General features: G+C 61.4%; 17 protein-coding genes. 6 read left to right on the top strand and 11 right to left on the bottom strand.

Translation table 11 applies throughout. The features are described from left to right. The first annotated feature begins 33 nt into the window (after positions 1–33). The gene (locus CWC48_RS11495; protein WP_100491890.1) at positions 34–1530 is read left to right on the top strand and encodes a YifB family Mg chelatase-like AAA ATPase; all 1497 of its coding nucleotides are present in this window, start codon (positions 34–36) and stop codon (positions 1528–1530) included. A gap of 47 nt (positions 1531–1577) precedes the next feature. Here the strand turns inward: CWC48_RS11495 and CWC48_RS11490 are convergent, their stop codons facing one another. Beyond that, a complete protein-coding gene (locus CWC48_RS11490) occupies positions 1578–3554 on the bottom strand; it encodes a methyl-accepting chemotaxis protein (protein WP_099493206.1) in 1977 nt (658 codons plus the stop codon). A gap of 177 nt (positions 3555–3731) precedes the next feature. Next, positions 3732–4652, bottom strand: a complete 921-nt coding sequence (locus CWC48_RS11485) for a LysR substrate-binding domain-containing protein (RefSeq protein WP_078050717.1) — start codon at positions 4650–4652, stop codon at positions 3732–3734. Positions 4653–4801: 149 nt separating this feature from the next. On the opposite strand from CWC48_RS11485, the gene CWC48_RS11480 reads away from it, so the two are divergent. Continuing rightward, positions 4802–6205 carry a NorM family multidrug efflux MATE transporter gene (locus CWC48_RS11480; protein ID WP_100491889.1) on the top strand — a complete coding sequence of 468 codons (1404 nt, stop codon included), beginning with the start codon at positions 4802–4804 and terminating at the stop codon, positions 6203–6205. A gap of 125 nt (positions 6206–6330) precedes the next feature. Here CWC48_RS11480 and CWC48_RS11475 read toward each other — a convergent pair whose 3' ends face one another. Next, entirely contained in the window at positions 6331–7995 is a 1665-nt protein-coding gene (locus CWC48_RS11475) for a bifunctional diguanylate cyclase/phosphodiesterase (protein ID WP_078050719.1), read from the bottom strand. 255 nt (positions 7996–8250) lie between these two features. On the opposite strand from CWC48_RS11475, the gene rep reads away from it, so the two are divergent. Continuing rightward, entirely contained in the window at positions 8251–10260 is a 2010-nt protein-coding gene (gene rep / locus CWC48_RS11470) for a DNA helicase Rep (protein WP_099493208.1), read from the top strand. Positions 10261–10318: 58 nt separating this feature from the next. Beyond that, entirely contained in the window at positions 10319–10891 is a 573-nt protein-coding gene (locus CWC48_RS11465) for a xanthine phosphoribosyltransferase (RefSeq protein WP_025856334.1), read from the top strand. Between the two features lie 83 nt (positions 10892–10974). Here CWC48_RS11465 and CWC48_RS11460 read toward each other — a convergent pair whose 3' ends face one another. The 6 genes from CWC48_RS11460 to dadA all read right to left on the bottom strand — a co-directional run bounded on the left by CWC48_RS11460 (position 10975) and on the right by dadA (position 17069). Continuing rightward, complete coding sequence (locus CWC48_RS11460) at positions 10975–12897, bottom strand: acetyl-CoA hydrolase/transferase C-terminal domain-containing protein (RefSeq protein WP_100491888.1); 1923 nt, start codon at positions 12895–12897, stop codon at positions 10975–10977. A 133-nt stretch (positions 12898–13030) separates the two neighbouring features. Further along, a complete protein-coding gene (locus tag CWC48_RS11455; RefSeq protein WP_078050722.1) occupies positions 13031–13444 on the bottom strand; it encodes a cytochrome c5 family protein in 414 nt (137 codons plus the stop codon). A gap of 181 nt (positions 13445–13625) precedes the next feature. Then, entirely contained in the window at positions 13626–14174 is a 549-nt protein-coding gene (locus CWC48_RS11450) for a cupin domain-containing protein (RefSeq protein WP_003176893.1), read from the bottom strand. Positions 14175–14290: 116 nt separating this feature from the next. Continuing rightward, on the bottom strand, positions 14291–15364 hold the full coding sequence (alr, locus tag CWC48_RS11445; protein WP_099493211.1) for an alanine racemase: 1074 nt from the start codon (positions 15362–15364) through the stop codon (positions 14291–14293). A 78-nt stretch (positions 15365–15442) separates the two neighbouring features. Next, complete coding sequence (locus CWC48_RS11440; RefSeq protein ID WP_078050724.1) at positions 15443–15796, bottom strand: RidA family protein; 354 nt, start codon at positions 15794–15796, stop codon at positions 15443–15445. After that, positions 15768–17069: a D-amino acid dehydrogenase gene (gene dadA / locus CWC48_RS11435; RefSeq protein WP_078050725.1), complete on the bottom strand. Its 1302-nt coding sequence runs from the start codon at positions 17067–17069 to the stop codon at positions 15768–15770. Before dadA ends, CWC48_RS11440 begins: the two co-directional genes overlap by 29 nt. A gap of 156 nt (positions 17070–17225) precedes the next feature. Between dadA and CWC48_RS11430 the strand changes: the two genes are divergently transcribed. Then, positions 17226–17714 (top strand): Lrp/AsnC ligand binding domain-containing protein, encoded by a 489-nt coding sequence (locus tag CWC48_RS11430; RefSeq protein ID WP_003176896.1) that lies wholly within the window; start codon positions 17226–17228, stop codon positions 17712–17714. Between the two features lie 6 nt (positions 17715–17720). Here CWC48_RS11430 and CWC48_RS11425 read toward each other — a convergent pair whose 3' ends face one another. Then, entirely contained in the window at positions 17721–18074 is a 354-nt protein-coding gene (locus CWC48_RS11425) for a YkgJ family cysteine cluster protein (RefSeq protein WP_028618464.1), read from the bottom strand. Positions 18075–18189: 115 nt separating this feature from the next. Between CWC48_RS11425 and CWC48_RS11420 the strand changes: the two genes are divergently transcribed. Continuing rightward, positions 18190–19482 (top strand): FAD-binding oxidoreductase, encoded by a 1293-nt coding sequence (locus CWC48_RS11420; RefSeq protein ID WP_100491887.1) that lies wholly within the window; start codon positions 18190–18192, stop codon positions 19480–19482. On the opposite strand, the gene CWC48_RS11415 is transcribed toward CWC48_RS11420, so the two are convergent. After that, positions 19483–19707, bottom strand: coding sequence for a DUF1127 domain-containing protein (locus CWC48_RS11415; RefSeq protein WP_100491886.1), 225 nt, complete (start codon positions 19705–19707; stop codon positions 19483–19485). Positions 19708–19826: the final 119 nt, after the last annotated feature.

The following is a 19826-nucleotide window of genomic DNA, read 5'->3' as shown; positions in this document are numbered from 1 at the left end:
CAGGAAGCGGCCTCTATTTTTCAAGGAATGTGCATGTCCCTCGCCATCGTCCACAGCCGCGCCCAGATCGGCGTCGAAGCGCCTGCCGTCACTGTCGAAGTGCACATGGCCAATGGTTTGCCGTCCCTGACGCTGGTGGGTTTGCCGGAAACGGCGGTCAAGGAGAGCAAGGACCGCGTGCGCAGCGCCATCCTCAACTCCGCGCTGCAATACCCCGCCCGTCGCATCACCCTCAACCTCGCGCCTGCCGACCTGCCCAAGGACGGCGGGCGCTTTGACTTGGCGATTGCCCTGGGGATTCTCGCGGCCAGCGTGCAGGTACCGGCGTTGATGCTCGACGATGTGGAGTGCCTCGGGGAGTTGGCGCTCTCAGGTGAAGTGCGCGCGGTGAAAGGCGTATTGCCAGCGGCACTGGCGGCACGCAAAGCCGGGCGCACCGTGATAGTGCCGCGGGCGAATGCGGAGGAAGCGTGCCTGGCGTCAGGGTTGAAGGTCATTGCGGTGGATCACTTGCTGCAAGTGGTGGCGCACCTGAATGGGCACCAGCCTATCGAGCCTTATAAATCCGATGGCTTGCTGTATCTGAATAAGCCATACCCGGACCTGAGTGAAGTCCAGGGCCAACTGTCGGCCAAGCGCGCGCTGCTGATAGCAGCGGCGGGCGCACACAATGTGCTGTTCAGCGGGCCCCCAGGAACGGGCAAGACGCTGCTCGCAAGCCGCCTACCGGGTTTGCTGCCGCCGTTGAGCGAGCAGGAAGCCTTGGAAGTCGCAGCAATTCAGTCGGTCGTCAGCCTGGCACCACTGAGCCATTGGCCGCACCGGCCATTCCGCCAGCCACATCACTCGGCATCAGGCCCTGCATTGGTGGGCGGCGGGTCGAAACCGCAGCCAGGGGAAATTACCCTGGCTCATCACGGTGTGCTGTTCCTGGATGAATTGCCGGAGTTTGATCGCAAGGTGCTGGAGGTACTGCGTGAACCCCTGGAGTCAGGGCATATCGTGATTTCCCGCGCCCGTGACCGGGTGAGATTCCCGGCGCGCTTTCAACTGGTGGCCGCGATGAACCCCTGCCCTTGCGGCTATCTGGGCGAACCCAGCGGGCGCTGTCGTTGTACGCCGGAGCAGATCCAGCGGTATCGCAACAAGCTGTCCGGACCGCTGATGGACCGGATCGACCTGCACCTGACCGTCGCTCGGGAAACCACCGCGCTGAACCCCACCCAACAGGCTGGCGATAACACTGCAAAGGCTTCGGCCGAGGTTGCCGAGGCCCGGGAGCGCCAGTTACAGCGCCAGGGTTGTGCGAATGCTTTCCTGGATCTGCCTGGGCTTCGCCAACACTGCACGCTGGCGAAGGTCGATGAAGGCTGGCTGGAGACTGCCTGCGAGCGGCTGACACTGTCGCTGCGCGCGGCCCACCGGCTGCTCAAGGTGGCGCGCACCCTGGCAGATCTGGAGCAAACGGACGCTATCGCTCGCCATCATCTGCAAGAGGCCCTGCAATATCGCCCGGCAGCAATCACCTGACAGCCCGACATTGCAGGAGCCGGCTTGCCGGCGCCTACAAAGGGGGGTCAGCGGAAGCGATCCACCTCATGGCGCAAGCCTGCCGCCAGGGTTTCCAGCTCCTTGGCGGTAATCGCCAGGTTCGACACCACTTCACGCTGCTCGCTGTTGGCCAGCGCAATGCTCTGCAGGTTGCTGCTGAGCAGCGTAGCGGTGCTGCTCTGCTCCTGAGTGGCGGTGGTGATCGCGGCGAACTGCTGGCCAGCCGAGCGGCTTTGCTCGTCGATACGCGCCAGGGCCGAGGCCACGTCGGCGTTGCGCGACAGCCCTTCCTGCATCAACACATTGCCGTGTTCCATGGTGCTGATCGCGTTGCCGGTTTCCTGCTGGATGCTCTGGATCATCCCGGAGATTTCGTCAGTGGCCTGGCGGGTGCGCGACGCCAGGTTGCGTACTTCGTCGGCGACCACGGCAAACCCGCGGCCTTGCTCACCCGCCCGTGCGGCTTCAATGGCGGCGTTGAGCGCCAGCAGGTTGGTCTGTTCGGCGATAGAAGTGATCACGCCGACGATCCCGCCGATCTCCTGGGAGCGCTGGCCGAGGGTGTTGATCACCGTGGCCGTGCTGTTCAACGCAGCGGCGATGTGCTCCAGCGACGAAGACGCCTCTTGCATCGAGGTGCGACCGATACGGGTTTGCTGGGCGTTTTCCTGGGCCAGGCGCTCGGTGTTGCCCATGTTGTCGGCGATGTTCAGCGAGGTGGCGCTGAATTCTTCCACCGCGCCGGCCATGCTGGTGATCTCGCCGGACTGCTGCTCCATGCCTTCATAGGCGCCACCGGACAAACCGGACAACGCCTGGGCACGGCTGTTGACCTCTTCGGCCGCCTTGCGGATATGCGAGACCATGGTCGACAGCGCTTCACCCATCTGGTTGAAACTGCGCGCCAGCTGGCCGATTTCGTCATGGCTGGATACGTTGAGACGTGCGCTCAAATCACCGGCGCCCAGGGCCTCGGCCTGACGCACCAGGTCACTCAGGGGCTGCAACTTGCTGCGCAGCAGCCACACCGCCGCGCCGACCGCGAACAGCATCGCCAGCACACTGCCAATCACCAGGCGGATCCCCACAGCCCAGGTGACTTCGCGGATTTCCGCCTTCGGCATGCTCGCCACTACCGACCACGGTCCGCCTTCGAATGGCACCGCGACGCTGTAGAAGTCTTCGTTCTTGTCACTCCAGAAGCGGCCCTCACCCGGTTTTTTCGCCAGGTCGAGCACCACCGGAATCGACTGGTCCAGTGCTTGTACACCGGCCGGCGGTACCAGCCAGCGTTTCTGTTCATCCAGCAAGGCCAGGGAACCGGTGGAGCCGATACGGAAGCGCTTGAGGTTTTCGAACTGGGCGTTCTGCGCATCGGTGTAATCAAAGCCGACAAACAGCACCGCAATCACCTTGCCGGCCGCATCGCGCACCGGGGTGTATTGGGTCATGTAGGAACGTTCGAACAGCACCGCACGGCCAACGTAGCTCTGCCCGGCAAGCAGGCGCTGATACGCCGGATGCTGATGGTCCAGGGCGGTACCAATGGCACGACTGCCATCCTGCTTGGTCAGCGACGTACTGATGCGGATGAAGTCTTCGCCGCTGCGCACAAATACCGTGGCCACGCCGCCGGAGGTGTCCTTGAACTCATCGACCTCATCGAAATCGTTGTTCAGCAGGTCGCTGCCCAGGAACAGGCTCGGGGTCTGCACACCGGCCACGGTAATGGGCTGGTCCCCACGCACACTCAAGCCCGCGCCGAAGCGCTTTTCAAACAGCCCGCTCAGCCGCTGGGTACTTTCGCGCAACGTGCTGTGGAAGGTATTGAGTTGGTCGGCGAGCAAGCGCGCCTCGCTGGCCAGGTGTTCCTCACGGGTGGCGAGGTTGGCGGAGTCGAGGGAACGCAAGGCAAACACGGTACTGCCGCTGATGACGACAGCCAGTATCACGGCGAGTGCGAGGCCTAGCTGTGAGGCTATCCGGGCGCGAGGTTGAGACATGAAGGCTCCTGGCCGAGGCCAGGATCATCCTGATCTCATAGCGCTGCTCGGCAAATTATCTGTTGGGAAACGTTGGTGCACGATGGTTCCAACACACCTACTTCGGCGGGCAGAGCCAATACTTGAGCGAATCACAGGGGTATCACGCAAACGATTGCACGAACGGTCTTGCACCACTCAATCGAATCGCTCGACCACAGGCAATTCCATGGCCTTGACTTCAGCCTGGAGAAACTCCGCCAAGCGCCGCAAACGCTCGCCGCCGGGGCGGGTTTTCGGCCACACCAGGTAATAATTTTCACCACTGGCGACGGCAGTGGGCCATGGCAGGCTCAACCGTCCCTGGGCCACGTCTTCGGCCACCATCAGTAAGTCGCCCATCGACACGCCATAGCCCCGCGCGGCGGCGATCATGCCCAGTTCGAGGGTATCGAACACCTGCCCGCCCTTGAGCGAGACCTGGGATGACAACCCCATGCGCTCCAGCCAATTGCGCCAATCGCGTCGGTCGGGCGTTGGGTGCAACAGCTCGGCAGTGGCCAAGCGTGCGGCGTCCCAGGGACCATCCGCCAACAGGTTGGGTGCGCCAACCGGAATCAGCAATTCCGGGAACAGGTAACTGGCCTCCCAGTCCGCGGGAAAATGTCCGTAGCTCAGCAGCACTGCACAGTCGAACGGCTCCTGGTTGAAATCCACCTCGTCCACGCTCATCCAGGCGCTGGTCAACTGCACTTCATTGCCAGGCTGTAGCGCCCGGAAGCGACTGAGTCGCGCCAGCAGCCAACGCATGGTCAGGGTCGACGGTGCCTTCATGCGCAGGATGTCGTCCTCGGCGTTCAGCGTATGGCAGGCCCGCTCCAGCGCGGCGAAACCTTCGCGCACGCCAGGCAACAGCAGGCGCGCGGCTTCAGTGAGCTGCAGAGTACGGCCACTGCGTTGAAACAGTCGACAGGCGAAATGCTCTTCCAGTGTGCGGATATGTCGGCTCACCGCACTCTGCGTAATGGACAGCTCCTCCGCCGCACGCGTGAAGGAGTTGTGCCGGGAAGCCGCCTCAAACGCACGGAGGGCATACAGCGGCGGTAGGCGACGTGGCATCTGGAAAACTCCTACAGGCAATACCCTAAGCTACCAGATTCATTAGGCATGTGTTTTAGTCATGCGAACGATCGCATTTATCCCTTTGTGCAATGGGTTGGGAGCGCCGAGAATCAACCCTTCCCCAACCCTCCGACATTTCGAGTGTGATGATCATGCAGCATCCGGCACGTACCGAACTCTGGGCCATTCTGCGGCTGTCGGGGCCGTTGATTGCCTCACAGTTGGCACACATGCTGATGGTGCTGACCGACACCCTGATGATGGCCCGCCTGAGCCCCGAAGCTCTGGCCGGTGGCGGCCTGGGCGCAGCGAGTTATTCGTTCGTGTCGATTTTTTGCATCGGCGTGATTGCCGCCGTGGGTACTCTCGTGGCCATTCGTCACGGCGCGGGCGATATCGAAGGCGCTACCCGCCTGACCCAGGCCGGGCTGTGGCTGGCATGGCTGATGGCGTTGGCTGCAGGCCTGCTGCTGTGGAACCTCAAGCCACTGCTGTTGATGTTTGGCCAGACCGAGACCAACGTGCACTCGGCGGGGCAATTCCTGACGATCCTGCCGTTCGCCTTGCCGGGCTTCCTGAGCTTCATGGCCTTGCGCGGCTTCACCAGCGCGATTGGCAAGGCCCAGCCGGTGATGGTGATCAGCCTCGGTGGTGCGGTGGCCAACTACCTGCTCAACCACGCGTTGATCGAAGGCATGTTCGGCCTGCCTAAACTGGGCCTGATGGGCATTGGGCTGGTCACCGCCATCGTCGCCAACGGCATGGCATTGACGTTGATGTGGTACATCCACCGCAACCGTACCTATGCGGCCTACCCGCTGAGCAGCGGCCTGCTGCGCCTCAATACGCAGTACCTGCGCGAGTTGTGGCGCCTGGGCCTGCCAATCGGCGGCACCTACGCAGTGGAAGTCGGGCTGTTTGCCTTTGCGGCGCTGTGCATGGGCACCATGGGCAGCACGCAGTTGGCGGCGCATCAGGTCGCGCTGCAGATCGTCTCGGTGGCGTTCATGGTGCCTGCGGGGATGTCCTACGCGGTGACCATGCGCATCGGCCAGCATTACGGCGCCGGGCAGTTACTGCAGGCGCGCCTGGCCGGGCGCGTGGGCATAGGCTTTGGCGCGGCGGTAATGCTGGGATTTGCCGTAATACTGTGGCTGTTTTCCGACCCGCTGATCGGGCTGCTCATCGACCATAACGACCCGGCGTTCCACGACGTGATCGTCCTGGCCGTAAGCCTGCTGGCCGTAGCGGCGTGGTTTGAGTTGTTCGACGGCGTGCAAACCATCGCCATGGGTTGCATTCGTGGGCTCAAAGACGCCAAGACCACCTTCCTGATCGGGGCGGGCTGCTATTGGTTGATTGGGGCACCGTCGGCCTGGTTGATGGCCTTCACCCTCGGCTGGGGGCCAACCGGTGTGTGGTGGGGGTTGGCGCTGGGCCTGGCGTGCGCGGCGGTGAGCTTGACCTGGGCGTTCGAGGCGAAGATGAAGCGGATGATTCGGCGAGAGCCCGAAGTTCGCGCTGAATTCCAGGCAATGCAACCTGACTAGGGATTGTACAAGGTCAATGTGGGAGCGGGCTTGCTCGCCAATGCTGAGTGTCAGTCACCACATTTATTGACTGATCTACCGCATTCGCGAGCAAGCCCGCTCCCACAGTTGATTGGGTTTGCAGCTCAACCCAGCAGCGCCTGCTGGCTTTTCCCGAAAGTCAGGTACTCTACCAACTCCGGCAACGGCAGCGGCTTGCTGATCAGGTAACCCTGGGCCTGGTCGCAGCCAAACAACCTCAACAACGCCAACTGCTCCGGCGTTTCCACGCCTTCGGCGACCACTTCCAGATTGAGGTTGTGCGCCAGGTTGATCATGGCGTGCACCAGCTTGCGGTTCTCTTCGCGCTCTTCCATCCCACCGACAAAGCTCTTGTCGATTTTCAGCAAGGCAATTGGCAGGCTGTTGAGGTGCACGAAGGATGAGAAGCCCGTGCCGAAATCATCCAGGGAGAACCGTACGCCCAGGCGGCCGAGGGCGTCCATGGTCTGTTTGACCAGGTCACTGCGGCGCATCACGGCGGTTTCGGTCAGTTCGAACTCCAGCCATTGCGCCTCCACGCCACGCTCGGCAATCAGCCGGCTGAGGGTCGAGAGCAACTGGCTGTCCTGGAACTGGCGGAACGACAGGTTGACCGCCATGTGCAGCGGCGGCAGGCCGCGTTCGCGCAGGTCTTGCATGTCACGCAGGGCCCGGGAGATCACCCAGTAGCCCAACGGCACGATCAGGCCGCTTTGCTCGGCCAGGGGCACGAATTCACTCGGCGGTAACAGGCCACGCTCGCCATGGCGCCAGCGCACCAGGGCCTCCAGGCCGACGATATGCCCGTCGTCCAGGTCCAGGCGCGGCTGGTAGTGCAGCTCCAGTTCATCACGCCGCAAAGCGCGGCGCAGTTCGCTTTCCAGGTCGGCCAGGCTGCGCGCGTTGCGATTGATACGTTCGTTGAAGATATGAAAGGTGCAGCCCTGGGTGCTCTTGGCCTGCTGCATGGCGATATGCGCGTGCCACATCAGCGGGTCGGCACCGGCGCGGGCACGGGCATGCGCCACGCCCAGGCTGCAACCGATCAGCAGGCTTTCGCCATCCACCCAATAAGGTTCGGCCATGACTTCGGTGATGCGCTCGGCCATCCATTCGGCACGCTGGGGCGCGCGGCGGGTGTCGATGAGCAGGGCGAATTCGTCGCTGCCCAGGCGCGCCAGTTGGTCCCCAACCTCGAGCTGGCTCTTGAGCCGCGAGACCACTTGCAGGATCAACCGGTCGCCGGCCTGGTGGCCGAGGGCGTCGTTGGCGTGGCGGAAGTTATCAAGGTCCAGGTGCCCGAGGGCCAGGCCACGGCCTTCGTTCTCGGCCAGGCGCGCGGTCAACAGGGTCTGGAAGCCCTGGCGGTTGGCGATACCGGTGAGCGGGTCTTGTTCGGCCAGGCGTTGCAGGGTGTTTTCCAGCACGCCACGCTCGCGGACGTGGCGCAGGCAGCGGCGCACTGTATCGGCATCCAATACATCACGCACCAGCCAATCGCTGACGCCCAGCGGCGAAACCAGCGGTTCCTGCTCCAGCAGCAAGACGCACGGCAGGCTGCATCGCCCAGGGCCGGGTTGCAGGCTGGGCGTGGTGAGCAGCACGGCACTTTGGTCGTCATCGAACAGACGGCTCACGGAATCCCAGTTTGGCGCGCTGATCAGCACAGCCCCATCGCCCATCGGCGCCAGGCACTCGCGCAATAACGCTGCCCACGCGGGCTCATCGGCCAGCAGCAGCAAACGCAAGGGTTCGACAGGCGTAGACAAGCTAGCTCCCTAGACTCTGCAAAAAATCGTGGCGGCGGGCATTATGACGTGCGGCCTGAGAATCACCAATGATAGGGGTTATCAAACACGCGAACTGTAAACAATAGTCTCAAACAACCCCGACATCCTGCGGCAAAGTATCAAAACCGGCAAATTTAGATCGAGTGGTACGTCACACTGTCGTTCTGACAGGGCAGAATCCTGCCAGCCTGTTAAAATGCCCGCCCTTTTGAATAACGACTCCCTGAATTCCGTATGTCCCGACTCAATCCCCGGCAGCAAGAAGCCGTGAACTACGTCGGCGGCCCTCTATTGGTGCTCGCCGGTGCAGGCTCCGGCAAGACCAGCGTGATCACCCGCAAGATCGCGCACCTGATCCAGCAGTGCGGCATCCGCGCCCAATACATTGTCGCCATGACGTTTACCAACAAGGCGGCGCGGGAAATGAAAGAGCGCGTCGGCACCCTGCTCAAGGGTGGCGAAGGCCGTGGCCTCACCGTGTGCACCTTCCACAACCTGGGGCTGAACATCATCCGCAAGGAGCATGCGCGGTTAGGCTACAAGCCGGGCTTCTCGATCTTTGACGAGACCGACGTGAAGTCGCTGATGACCGACATCATGCAAAAGGAATACGCAGGCGACGACGGCGTGGATGAGATCAAAAACATGATCGGCGCCTGGAAAAACGACCTGATCCTGCCCGCCCAGGCCCTGGAAAACGCACGCAACCCCAAGGAACAGACCGCCGCCATCGTCTACACCCACTACCAGCGCACGCTCAAGGCGTTCAACGCGGTGGACTTCGACGACCTGATCCTGCTGCCGGTGAAATTGTTCGAGGAACACGCCGACATCCTCGAAAAATGGCAGAACAAGGTGCGCTACCTGCTGGTGGACGAATACCAGGACACCAACGCCAGCCAATACCTGCTGGTGAAGATGCTGATCGGCAAGCGCAACCAGTTCACCGTAGTAGGCGACGACGACCAATCGATCTACGCTTGGCGCGGCGCCCGCCCGGAAAACCTGATGCTGCTCAAGGACGACTACCCGTCCCTGAAAGTGGTGATGCTGGAGCAGAACTACCGCTCCACCAGCCGCATCCTGCGCTGCGCGAACGTGCTGATCTCGAACAACCCCCACGAGTTTGAAAAACAGCTGTGGAGCGAGATGGGCCATGGCGATGAAATCCGTGTGATCCGCTGCCGCAACGAAGACGCCGAAGCCGAGCGCGTGGCCGTGGAAATCCTCAGCCTGCACTTGCGCACCGACCGGCCCTACAGCGACTTCGCGATCCTGTACCGCGGCAACTACCAGGCCAAGCTGATCGAGCTGAAGTTGCAGCACCACCAAGTGCCGTATCGCCTCTCGGGCGGCAACAGCTTTTTCGGACGCCAGGAAGTCAAGGACCTGATGGCCTACTTCCGGCTGATCGTGAACCCGGACGACGACAACGCCTTCCTGCGCGTGATCAACGTGCCGCGCCGCGAAATCGGCTCGACCACCCTGGAAAAGCTCGGCAACTACGCCACTGAACGCAAGATCTCGATGTACGCCGCCACCGACGAAATCGGCCTGGGCGAACATTTGGATTCGCGCTTCACCGATCGCCTGTCGCGCTTCAAGCGCTTCATGGACAAGGTGCGCGAGCAGTGCGCCGGCGAAGACCCGATCAGCGCCCTGCGCAGCATGGTCATGGACATCGACTACGAAAACTGGCTGCGCACCAACAGTTCCAGCGACAAGGCCGCGGATTACCGCATGAGCAACGTCTGGTTCCTGATCGAAGCGCTGAAGAACACCCTGGAAAAAGACGAAGACGGCGAAATGACCGTCGAAGACGCCATCGGCAAGCTGGTGCTGCGCGACATGCTCGAGCGCCAGCAGGAAGAAGAAGACGGCGCCGAGGGTGTGCAGATGATGACTTTGCATGCCTCCAAGGGCCTGGAATTCCCCTACGTGTTCATCATGGGCATGGAAGAGGAAATCCTCCCGCACCGCTCCAGCATTGAAGCCGACACAATCGAAGAAGAACGCCGCCTGGCCTACGTGGGCATTACCCGCGCGCGTCAGACCCTGGCCTTCACCTTTGCCGCCAAGCGCAAGCAATACGGCGAAATCATCGATTGTGCCCCCAGCCGGTTCCTGGATGAACTGCCGCCGGACGACCTGGCCTGGGAAGGCAATGACGACACCCCGACCGAGGTGAAGGCCGTTCGCGGCAACACCGCCTTGGCGGATATACGCGCGATGTTAAAGCGCTAGAATCGACTACTTTTTAATCTACTTTCGGCGCGCACCGCGCCATTAGAGGAAGCTTTCCGTGGAAGCACTGCACAAGAAAATTCGCGAAGAAGGCATCGTGCTTTCCGATCAGGTACTCAAGGTCGACGCCTTTCTGAACCACCAGATCGACCCGGCACTGATGAAACTGATCGGCGACGAATTCGCCGCACTGTTCAAGGATTCGGGCATCACCAAGATCGTCACCATCGAAGCCTCCGGCATCGCCCCGGCGATCATGACCGGCCTGAACCTGGGCGTACCGGTGATTTTTGCACGCAAGCAGCAATCCCTGACCCTCACGGAAAACCTGCTGTCGGCGACGGTGTATTCCTTCACCAAGAAGGTCGAAAGCACCGTGGCGATTTCCCCTCGCCACCTGACCAGCAGCGACCGCGTGCTGGTCATCGATGACTTCCTGGCCAACGGCAAGGCATCCCAGGCGCTGATCTCGATCATCAAGCAAGCCGGCGCGACCGTTGCCGGCTTGGGGATCGTGATCGAGAAGTCGTTCCAGGGCGGCCGTGCGGAGTTGGACGCGCAGGGATACCGAGTGGAATCCCTGGCACGGGTGAAATCGTTGGAAGGCGGCGTAGTGACCTTCATCGAATAATCACGCCTGGCGGTATTTTTGTAGTGAGCGAGCTTGCCTCGCGCGGGGCAAGTCCGCTCACCACAAAAGCCCGGCGCTGCTGGCTAATTCGCGGTGGCCTGCAGGCCAGCGAGCAACAGCCGCTGATACAAATCTTCTTTCAGCCCATCGGGCTTGTTCAATCCCATGCGTTCCAGATGCTTGGGAAACGCCTCCGGCTCCGGCGCGTCCAACGCCGCCTTGCCCAACTCCAGAATCTCCGTGAGCTTGAATTTGCTCTTGAGCCAGTTCAGCGCCCGCAGCAAATCCCGCTCCTCGTCCGTGAAATCGCTGCCCAGCGGATACTCCGGGAACAGCCGACGATGACGCGCTTGAATCGCCTGTAGCCGCTCGGGCGTGTTATCGGCAAAACGCGGGTCCAGCTTGAAATCCTTGGGCAACTTGCCGGCCTTCTGCGCCTGTTCGATCAAATCATCCTGGAACCGTGAGTCAGTGATATTGAGCAACGCCTCGATCACCTTGGCATCCGTCTGCCCACGCAAATCGGCAATGCCATACTCGGTGATGACAATGTCCCGCAGGTGCCGAGGAATCGTGCAGTGGCCGTATTCCCACACAATGTTGGAACTGACCTCCCCCGCCGACTCGCGCCAACTGCGCAAGATCAGGATCGACCGCGCACCCTCCAACGCATGGCCCTGGGCTACGAAGTTGTATTGCCCGCCCACACCGCTGAGCACGCGGCCGTCGTCCAGTTGGTCGGCGACACCCGCGCCGAGCAGCGTCACCATGATCGCGCTGTTGATAAACCGCGCGTCCTGGCGCTGCAGGCGCTTGAGCTCTTCCTGGCCATACAGCTCGTTGATGTAGCTGATGCGGGTCATGTTGAATTCGAGGCGCTTGGCGTGAGTCATTTCCTGCAGGCGCTGGTAAAAACTGCTCGGGCCCAGGAAGAATCCGCCGTGGATCGAGATGCCGTCGGGCTGCGCGGCATCGTCGAGCGTACCGGCGTTAGCCTGTTCCTGCGTGGCCACATCCGGGTAGACCTTGCGGCGGATAATCCCCGCGTCTGCCAGTACCAGCAGGCCGTTGACAAACATTTCGCTGCAACCGTAGAGGCCACGGGCGAACGGATCGACGCCGCCTTCTCGGCTGATCAACGGCGCCCATTGGTACACATCCAAGTCTGTCAGCAGCAGTCGGTAGGACTCATTGTCCGCCTGGCGGGCCAACAGCGCGGCCGTCAGCGCATCCCCCATGGAGCCGATGCCGATCTGCAAGGTGCCGCCGTCGCGCACAAGGGTGCTGGCATGCAGACCGATAAAGTGGTCCTGGAAACCCACCGGCATATTCGGCGTGGAGAACAACGTGGTGCTGTCTTTTTCATCGATCAGGTAATCGAAAGCATCCATGCCCAGTTCAGCGTCCCCCGGCATGTAGGGCAAGTCGCTGTGAACCTGGCCGACCACCAGAATGGTTTCGCCGGCCTCACGACGCTTGGCAATCATGGGCAACAGGTCAAGGGTGATATCCGGGTTGCAGCTCAGGCTCAGGCGATCAGGATGTTCGGCGCTGCTGGCGACCAGCTGCGCCACCAGGTTCAGGCCAGCGGCGTTGATGTCGCGCGCGGCATGGCTGTAATTGCTGCTGACATAGTCCTGCTGGGCCGACTCGCTGTGGAGCAAGCTGCCGGGCTGCATGAAAAATTGCTGGACGTGAACATTTTTCGGAAGGTTGTCTTTGTGCAGGGCGGCGAGGAAATCCAGCTCGGGATAATCGCCAAACACCCGCTCGATAAAGGGCTCGAGAAAGCGTTTCTGCAAGCCATCGCCCAGCGTTGGCCGGCCCAGGCTCAAGGCGGTATAGATCGTCAGCGACCGCTCCGGCAGTTTGGCGATGCGCCGGTACAGCGCGTTGGCAAACAGGTTCGGCTTGCCCAGGCCAAGCGGCATGCCCATGTGGATATGCGCCGGCAACCGTTCCAGTACATCGTCAACTGCTTGCTCGATTGAACACAACTGCACCATCCGACCCTCCTGAACATTCCATGATTAGGGGTTGGACCGAGCTTGCCGGGTCTTTGCTGCAAAGAACAGCGCTGAAACATAAATCGCCGGCACAAAAAAGCCGCTCGTAAGCGGCTTTTTGGCGAAGATCGGTTTATTTCAACCCGGACATCTTCTGGATCGCACCTTTGAGGTCGTCATCCGAGCAATCGGCGCAGGTGCCTTTTGGCGGCATGGCATTGATGCCCGTAATCGCCTTGGCCAGGATGCCATCCAGGCCGCCTTGATGGTCGGCGCGTTCTTTCCAGGCAGCGGTGTCGCCGATTTTTGGCGCACCTAGTAGGCCGGTGCCGTGGCAAGCGTTGCAATGCTTGGCGATGATCTCATCCGGCGTCTTCGCCGCGCCGCCGCCTGCGGCTACCGCCACTTCCATCCCCTTGCACTCCTGGCCCTGGACGCAGACTTGGCCGACAGGCTCCAGACGCTTGGCAATGTCATCATTGGTCGCAGCTTGAGCGCTGACAGCCCATAGGGCCAGTACGGTTGCTGGTGCAGCCAGCATTTTCATAATTAGGTTCACGCGTTCACCCTCAATGGTGGCTATTCACGCCTGCGGCCACGGTTTCGCAGGCGGCGAAAGTATAACGGTTAGCCCGCCTGGCCGAAACAACCCTATTAAATAAAGGGAGATTCGGCTTCACGGAATACTGCCTGGGTGTCTCTGCAACGCTGGCAGGACGCCTCTTTTCTTAAAAGTTCGCGGGTGTGGCTGCGCTGATTAGTCGCGCCGGCACGTCGAACGGGTTGCGAAAACGATGAGGCTTGGTGCTTTCAAAGTAGTAGCTATCGCCCGCTTCGAGCACAAAAGTTTCAAGACCGACCACCAACTCCAGGCGACCTTCCACCAGAATCCCGGTTTCTTCGCCTTCGTGGGTGAGCATTTCTTCGCCCGTGTCGGCGCCCGGCGGGTAGATCTCGTTGAGAAACGCAATCGCCCGGCTGGGGTGCGCGCGACCCACCAGTTTCATGGTGACGGCACCGTCAGAGATATCGATAAGCTCATTGGCTTTATAGACGATCTGCGTCGGTATTTCCTGGAGGATCTCCTCGGAAAAGAACTCGACCATGGACATGGGGATGCCGCCCAGCACCTTGCGCAAGGAGCTGATCGAGGGGCTGACGCTGTTTTTTTCGATCATCGAAATGGTGCTGTTGGTGACACCCGCGCGCTTGGCGAGCTCGCGCTGGGAAAGACCCTTCAGTTTACGGATGGATTGCAGTCGTTCGCCGACGTCCAATGCAGGAGCCTCCTAGGATTCAGGCTTTGTTGTAATTGAGCGTTATCATGGCGACAGCGTTCAGTATTTACAACACTTGGGCCTAAATCCCAGGCGCTTGCGTTCGTACCGGGCGGTCAAGCCCCGGAATAGAGCCTTGGCACGCGGCGCAGGTTGCAGAACAGCTGGTAGGGAATGGTCTCGGCAGCGACCGCGATGTCACTGGCCAGGATGTTTTTGCCCCACAGCTCTACCGTGGAACCGAGGCCCGCCTGCGGCACGTCCGTCAGGTCGATGCACAGCATGTCCATGGACACACGCCCCAGCAACTGGCTGCGTTGCCCCGCCACCAGCACTGGCGTGCCGGTCGGTGCGTGGCGCGGGTAACCATCGGCGTAGCCCATGGCAACCACGCCGATACGCATCGGTTTTGGCGTAATGAACTTGGCGCCATAACCCACCGGCTCACCGGCCGGCAGTTCACGTACGCAGATAACCTTGGACTCCAGGGTCATCACCGGCTGCAAACGCGCGGCCACGCTCTGGTCTTCGCCGAAGGGCGTGGCCCCGTAGAGCATGATGCCAGGACGGACCCAATCGCTGGACACACCTGGCCAGCCCATCACTGACGGTGAATTGCGCAGGCTGACCTCGGCTGATAAGCCCTGGCGCGCCGCTTCAAATACCGCCACCTGCTCATCACTGCGCACGCAATCGAGTTCATCGGCGCGGGCGAAGTGGCTCATCAGCACAATCTTGGCCACTTTGCCGCTGGCCAGCAGGCGCTGGTACGCCTCGTGATAATCCTTGGGATGCAGGCCAACGCGATGCATGCCTGAGTCGAGCTTGAGCCAAATTGTCAGCGGCTTGCTCAACCTGGCTTGCTCAATCGCATCCAACTGCCACAGCGAATGCACCACGCACCAGAAATCATGCTCGATGATCAGCGGCAGCTCGTCAGCCTCGAAAAAGCCTTCCAGCAGCAGCACTGGCGCGCGAATTCCGGCAGCGCGCAGTTCCAGTGCCTCCTCGATGCAGGCCACTGCAAACCCGTCCGCCTCGGCTTCCAGCGCCTGGGCCACGCGCACGGCGCCGTGGCCGTAGGCATCGGCCTTGACCACGGCAAGGGCCTTGGCCCCCGTGACTTCACGGGCCAATTGGTAATTGTGGCGCAGGGCTTGGAGATCGATCAGGGCACGGGCAGGACGCATGGCGGCAGGCTTCTAGGCGGCAAGTGAAGAAAAAACCGGCACCGACCAACCGCTTCGGCACCGGGAGAGGGATCGTTGTTAAGGCAGGGCCGCCACGACGGACAGCTCTACCAGAATTTGCGGCTCGCACAGCTTGGCTTCAACCGTGGCACGGGCCGGGGCAACGCCTTTTGGCAGCCACTTGTCCCACACCGCGTTCATGCCGGCGAAATCCGCGTCGATGTCTTTCAGGTAGATCGTCACCGACAGCAGCTTGGTCTTGTCAGTGCCGGCCAGGTCCAGCAAACGCTCGATATTGGCCAGGGTTTCACGGGTCTGCTGTTCAATCCCGGCGCTCATGTCGTCGCCGACTTGCCCGGCCAGATACACGGTACCGCTGTGGACAACGATCTGGCTCATGCGCTCATTGGTGAGCTGGCGCTGGATTGACATGTTTTGCGGACTCCTGGTGGTTGCCATAACGGGAAATATCGAGGCCTTCGGCACTGATCTGCGGCGTTTTCTTCGCCATCAGGTCGGCCAGCAAACGACCGGAGCCACACGCCATGGTCCAACCGAGGGTGCCGTGGCCGGTATTCAGGAACAGGTTCTTGAACGGAGTGGCACCGACAATCGGCGTGCCATCGGGTGTGGTCGGACGCAAGCCGGTCCAGAAGCTGGCTTCGTTCAAATCGCCACCCTGAGGATAAAGGTCGTTGACGATCATCTCCAGGGTTTCGCGCCGGCGCGGGTTCAGCGACAGGTCAAAACCGGCTATTTCAGCCATGCCACCCACGCGGATGCGGTTATCGAAACGGGTGATCGCGACCTTATAGGTCTCGTCGAGAATGGTCGAAGTCGGCGCCATGGCCGGGTTGGTGATCGGTACGGTCAGCGAGTAGCCCTTGAGCGGGTACACCGGCGCCTTGATCCCCAGCGGCTTGAGCAATTTCGGCGAATAACTGCCGAGGGCCAGCACGTAGCGGTCGGCGGTTTCCAGCTTGCCGTCGATCCACACGCCGTTGATGCGGTCACCGGCATAGTCAAGGCGTTGGATGTCCTGCTCGAAGCGGAACTCCACGCCCAATTGCGTGCACATGTCGGCCAAGCGGGTGGTGAACATCTGGCAGTCGCCCGTCTGGTCGTTGGGCAGGCGCAGGGCACCGGCAAGGATATCGGTGACGCTGGCCAGGGCCGGCTCAACGCGGGCAATGCCAGCGCGGTCGAGCAGTTCGAACGGCACGCCGGACTCTTTCAGCACGGCGATGTCCTTCGCGGCACCATCCAGCTGCGCCTGGGTGCGGAACAACTGCGTGGTCCCGAGGCTGCGGCCTTCGTAGGCAATGCCGGTCTCGGCGCGCAGTTCGTCGAGGCAGTCGCGGCTGTACTCGGACAGGCGCACCATGCGCTCCTTATTCACTGCATAGCGGCTGGCGGTGCAGTTGCGCAGCATCTGCGCCATCCACAGGTATTGGTCGATATCGGCGGTGGCCTTGATCGCCAGCGGCGCGTGGCGTTGCAGCAGCCACTTGATGGCCTTGAGCGGCACGCCTGGTGCGGCCCATGGCGAGGCGTAGCCTGGGGACACCTGGCCGGCGTTGGCGAAACTGGTTTCCATGGCAGCAGCAGGCTGACGGTCGACTACGACGACTTCAAAGCCGGCCCGAGCCAAATAGTAGGCACTGGTCACACCAATGACGCCGCTACCCAAGACCAGAACGCGCATTTTTTTATCCTCATCGCGGGCATGGCCGCTGACGTGTGTTATTCGAGCAATGATGAGCGCAGTGTAAAAAACAATTGCCAGTGCATTTCACTATATAACTGCCTATATTTGGCGACAATTCTCGGCAAAAACCCTTTTCACAGAGGCGTATCCCCTATGCGTACCAACACCCAGACCAAGCGGGAGCTGGACAAGATCGACCGCAACATCCTGCGCATCCTGCAAACCGACGGGCGTATTTCGTTCACGGAGCTGGGGGAGAAGGTTGGGCTGTCGACCACGCCGTGCACCGAACGGGTCCGTCGGCTTGAGCGTGAAGGGATCATCATGGGCTACAACGCGCGGCTCAATCCCCAGCATTTGAAGGGAAGTTTGCTGGTATTTGTCGAGATCAGCCTCGATTACAAATCCGGGGACACCTTTGAGGAATTCCGCCGCGCCGTGCTGAAACTGCCCCATGTGCTGGAGTGCCACTTGGTGTCGGGCGACTTCGACTATCTCGTCAAAGCGCGGATTTCCGAGATGGCGTCGTACCGCAAACTGCTGGGGGATATCCTGCTCAAGCTACCCCATGTACGGGAGTCCAAGAGCTATATCGTGATGGAAGAGGTGAAGGAGAGCCTTAACCTGCCGATTCCGGACTGAAGAGGGCTAAACCAAAACCTGCCGCGTGCTCGCCATGTACTCATGGATCTGCTTCTCCACTCGCGGATGAATCAGCTCCACCGGGCGCCGCCCATTCGGGCACGGCAAGGCCTTGGTGGTGCCAAACAGCCGGCAGATCAACGGTCGCTCGTCGTACACCGTGCAGCCGTTGGGGCCCAGGTGCACACAGTTCAGCTCATCCATGGCCGCGTCTTGCTCGGCGGCGGTCTTGCGCGGCAGACGCGACATTTCCTCGGGCGACGTGGTCACCGGCCCACAGCAGTCGTGGCAACCGGGGACGCACTCGAACGAAGGAATCTGCCGACGCAGCGCGCTGATTTTCTGACTGTTGCAACTCATCGAAACACATACCGAACGGCGAATAGGTGTGGATTCTGCCGCAAAACGTCCTGCGCAGACAGCTTCATCCGACCACTGTATCCTGCGTCAAATTTTCCAAACAGGGATGCTCCCCATGACTGCCAGCGCCCGGCACACCCCGTCCTATTACGCCGCCAGCAGCGTGCCGCAACCCGATTATCCGGTGCTGATCGGCGAAGTGACGGCCGATGTGTGCGTGGTGGGCGGCGGTTTTTCCGGGCTGAACACGGCGCTTGAGCTGGCCCAGCAAGGTTTCAGCGTGGTGTTGCTGGAAGCGCGCAAGATCGCCTGGGGCGCCAGCGGACGCAACGGCGGCCAGCTGATCCGCGGAGTCGGCCATGGCCTGGACCAGTTCGCCAATGTGATCGGCAACGATGGTGTGCGCCAGATGAAGCTGATGGGACTGGAAGCAGTGGAGATTGTGCGCGAACGCGTCGAGCGCTATCAGATTCCCTGCGACCTGACCTGGGGCTACTGCGACCTCGCCAACAAGCCTCGCGACCTGCAAGGCCTGGCCGAAGACGCCGAAGAGCTGCGTGGCCTGGGTTATCGCCACGAAGTACGCCTGTTGCAAGCCAACGAGATGAGCAGCGTAATCGGTTCGGACCGCTATGTGGGCGGCATGATCGACATGGGTTCCGGCCACCTGCACCCGCTGAACCTGGCCCTTGGCGAAGCCGCCGCCGCGCAGCGACTGGGCGTGAAGCTGTTCGAGCAGTCTGAAGTCACCCGTATCGACTACGGCCCCGAAGTCAACGTGCACACCCCCCAAGGCAACGTACGCGCCAAGACCCTGGTACTGGCCTGCAATGCCTACCTCAATGGCCTCAACCCACACTTGAGCGGCAAAGTACTGCCCGCCGGCAGCTACATCATCGCCACGGAGCCGTTGAGCCAAGCCCAGGCCGCCAACCTGCTACCGCAGAACATGGCGGTGTGCGACCAGCGTGTCACGGTGGATTACTTCCGACTGTCCGCCGACCGCCGCCTGCTGTTCGGCGGTGCCTGCCACTACTCCGGTCGCGACCCCAAGGACATCGGCGCCTATATGCGTCCGAAAATGCTCAAGGTGTTCCCGCAATTGGCAGACGTGAAAATCGATTACCAATGGGGCGGCATGATCGGCATCGGTGCCAACCGCTTGCCGCAGATTGGCCGCTTGGCCGACCAACCCAATGTGTATTACGCCCAGGCCTACGCCGGCCATGGCCTTAACGCCACCCACCTGGCGGGCAAGTTGCTGGCCGAAGCCATCAGTGGCCAGCAACAGGGGCGCTTCGACCTGTTCGCCCAGGTGCCGCACATCACCTTCCCCGGCGGCAAGCACCTGCGCTCGCCGCTGCTGGCGCTGGGGATGCTCTGGCACCGGCTCAAAGAACTGGTGTGATCAATCGCGCCAGAAGGGTTTGAGGCCTTCCTGACGCGCCTGTTCGGCGGTCAGCCCCACATCGCGCAACTGCTCGCGGGTCAAATGCAGTAACGCCTTGCGCGTGTGGCGACGGCGCCAGAACAAGCTCCAGCGGCTGATATCACGCGGCGCCGTCGCACGCGCTTGTTCTGCCTCCAATTCCAGACTGTGTAGCGTCAGCCGCACATCGCTTAGACCGTTCATTTTGCTGCCCCTCATTTGCCGTGTTGCCTTGAGTGACAAGCATGGGCGGGCGGCCGAAACCATTACAGATTCAACCCATCTTTATTAAATCCATACAGATACTGCCCAGGACGGGCTGA

This window comes from Pseudomonas sp. S10E 269 (assembly GCF_002798465.1).
Taxonomy (GTDB): Bacteria; Pseudomonadota; Gammaproteobacteria; order Pseudomonadales; family Pseudomonadaceae; genus Aquipseudomonas; species Aquipseudomonas pergaminensis.
The sequence above is the reverse complement of the archived record's forward strand: the minus strand, read 5'-3'. Positions and strand labels throughout refer to the sequence as shown.

What these genes read in the sequence shown, in the direction of transcription:
- CWC48_RS11495 (WP_100491890.1), top strand. Translation starts at nt 34, where the DNA reads ATGTCCCTCGCCATCGTCCACAGCCGCGCCCAGATCGGCGTCGAAGCG.
- CWC48_RS11490 (WP_099493206.1), bottom strand. Translation starts at nt 3,554, where the DNA reads ATGTCTCAACCTCGCGCCCGGATAGCCTCACAGCTAGGCCTCGCACTC.
- CWC48_RS11485 (WP_078050717.1), bottom strand. Translation starts at nt 4,652, where the DNA reads ATGCCACGTCGCCTACCGCCGCTGTATGCCCTCCGTGCGTTTGAGGCG.
- CWC48_RS11480 (WP_100491889.1), top strand. Translation starts at nt 4,802, where the DNA reads ATGATCATGCAGCATCCGGCACGTACCGAACTCTGGGCCATTCTGCGG.
- rep (WP_099493208.1), top strand. Translation starts at nt 8,251, where the DNA reads ATGTCCCGACTCAATCCCCGGCAGCAAGAAGCCGTGAACTACGTCGGC.
- CWC48_RS11460 (WP_100491888.1), bottom strand. Translation starts at nt 12,897, where the DNA reads ATGGTGCAGTTGTGTTCAATCGAGCAAGCAGTTGACGATGTACTGGAA.
- CWC48_RS11455 (WP_078050722.1), bottom strand. Translation starts at nt 13,444, where the DNA reads ATGAAAATGCTGGCTGCACCAGCAACCGTACTGGCCCTATGGGCTGTC.
- alr (WP_099493211.1), bottom strand. Translation starts at nt 15,364, where the DNA reads ATGCGTCCTGCCCGTGCCCTGATCGATCTCCAAGCCCTGCGCCACAAT.
- CWC48_RS11440 (WP_078050724.1), bottom strand. Translation starts at nt 15,796, where the DNA reads ATGTCAATCCAGCGCCAGCTCACCAATGAGCGCATGAGCCAGATCGTT.
- dadA (WP_078050725.1), bottom strand. Translation starts at nt 17,069, where the DNA reads ATGCGCGTTCTGGTCTTGGGTAGCGGCGTCATTGGTGTGACCAGTGCC.
- CWC48_RS11430 (WP_003176896.1), top strand. Translation starts at nt 17,226, where the DNA reads ATGCGTACCAACACCCAGACCAAGCGGGAGCTGGACAAGATCGACCGC.
- CWC48_RS11425 (WP_028618464.1), bottom strand. Translation starts at nt 18,074, where the DNA reads ATGAGTTGCAACAGTCAGAAAATCAGCGCGCTGCGTCGGCAGATTCCT.
- CWC48_RS11420 (WP_100491887.1), top strand. Translation starts at nt 18,190, where the DNA reads ATGACTGCCAGCGCCCGGCACACCCCGTCCTATTACGCCGCCAGCAGC.
- CWC48_RS11415 (WP_100491886.1), bottom strand. Translation starts at nt 19,707, where the DNA reads ATGAACGGTCTAAGCGATGTGCGGCTGACGCTACACAGTCTGGAATTG.